2 protein-coding genes and 1 pseudogene are annotated in these 1,563 nt (G+C 56.4%); 2 read left to right on the top strand and 1 reads right to left on the bottom strand.

The window, feature by feature from the left end; translation table 11 throughout:
• Both WA354_RS16140 and WA354_RS16135 read left to right on the top strand, forming a co-directional pair.
• Positions 1-687, top strand: a pseudogene (locus WA354_RS16140) (TonB-dependent receptor); the annotation flags it as partial.
• Positions 688-713: 26 nt separating this feature from the next.
• Positions 714-1,013: a hypothetical protein gene (locus WA354_RS16135; RefSeq protein ID WP_472814047.1), complete on the top strand. Its 300-nt coding sequence runs from the start codon at positions 714-716 to the stop codon at positions 1,011-1,013.
• Between the two features lie 194 nt (positions 1,014-1,207).
• Here WA354_RS16135 and WA354_RS16130 read toward each other — a convergent pair.
• The coding region (locus WA354_RS16130) for a metal-dependent transcriptional regulator (protein ID WP_472814046.1) at positions 1,208-1,563 on the bottom strand (356 nt) is incomplete at its 5' end.

The raw sequence follows: 1,563 nt of genomic DNA, 5'->3' as shown, positions 1-1,563 counted from the left end.
CCGGTGGTTCGTGGCTTCAGTGCCTATTTTGTAGCGTCATCCGTTGCCGCTCGCTTCTTCCCTCCCCAGTCAGCCGGAGCCGGAGCTACGGTGGGCCAAAGCGGATTTCCCTTCCGAATCGATCACGACGAGAAGTTCAACCAGACCACGCACCTTCAATACACGCTTTCTCACGCCAGCGTACTGAGCGGCTTGTGGGGCGGATTCAACTGGCGCTATGACAGCGGACTCGTGGCAGGATCAGTCCCCTGTTACAACCCCACAGGCGCAAATAGCCCGTGTGGCGGAATCACCTTGCCGAACGGCCAACCGGGAGTGGACCTCAGCGGACTCACTTTCGACCAACAGTTCCAGGCGGACATTCTCTGTGACGGGGTGGCGGCTACCCCTAACTCGGGCTTTATCGCGTGCGACAACGCTGGGTACAAATCGAACCTGGTGCAAATTCCCGCGCCAAACACCGAGGATGACGACCATAACCCGCCCCGCATCGCGCCGCGCAATCTTTTCGACGCCTCGCTCGGCAAGGACAACATCTTCCATAAAGAGCACTACAAGTTGGACCTCGATCTGACAGCGATCAATTTCACCAACAAGTACGCGCTCTACAACTTTCTTTCGACATTCAGCGGCACGCATTACGTCACTCCCCGCGCTCTGACGGCAAAGGTGACGCTGAACTTCTAGAAACTCACGCGGAAGGAACGGGCGCAGTGAATTGCAATCTGCGTCCGTTCACTCTGCGCGAGACGGAGGCTTTTGTTGTGAACGCCACTGGGCATTATGGCGGTATCTCGATTGCGAACAATCAGGGAGCAGACATGCCACGAGTCATTACTTTCGATAAAGGAAGCAAGCGGAGGCTCCGCAACATTCGGTGGTCGATCCCCGAAAAGCTCAGCGCGGCTGCACTCTTTCTGCTGCTGGCTGGATTTTGTATTGCGGTTGCGCTCTGGAGTGCTTCCCACTGGCTGACCGGTGCCGATGAGCACTGGCTGCGGATCCATCGCTGAGGCAATCCTCCAGAACTCGCTTTTTGACGGCCCGGCTTCTGATTCGGGTTCCGTTTGCAGCTGTCCTGGCGGAAGAAGGTTAGTCAAGTTGGAAATGAAGCTAAGTTCCGACGCAACATGAATGGAACCCGCAAGGAGGACCTCGTCCTTCGGATCACTCGATTGCTCGAATAATTCCTTCGTCGATCGTTGCTCTATTCTGCAGAGCGGACGCGGACTGCATCTGCAAGAGCGCGAGAGAGACGCAAAACCCGTAAGGGGCGGCCTGCGAGCAGACTTAACTCCTGCGGAGATCGCTTGGTGACCTGGATGCGCGTGCCCGGCGATATGCCATGCGCTTTAAGCCGCTTTAACAAGATCGCGTCCTGATCCGCGACGCTGTCCACTACGAAACTCCCATCTTGTTCAAGGCTTGTTAGTGGTTTCGACGCCTGTTTGGGCATTCTCCCGTCTATCGTCGGAATGCAGTGCCCATGGGGATCGAATTTCGGATGTCCTAGTTTCGCTGAGATGCGTTCCTCGAACCGCTCGGAGATGAAATGTTCAAGCC

The organism is Occallatibacter sp. (genome assembly GCF_049802275.1).
In the GTDB taxonomy this organism is placed as follows: Bacteria; Acidobacteriota; Terriglobia; order Terriglobales; family Acidobacteriaceae; genus Telmatobacter.
The sequence above is the reverse complement of the archived record's forward strand: the minus strand, read 5'-3'. Positions and strand labels throughout refer to the sequence as shown.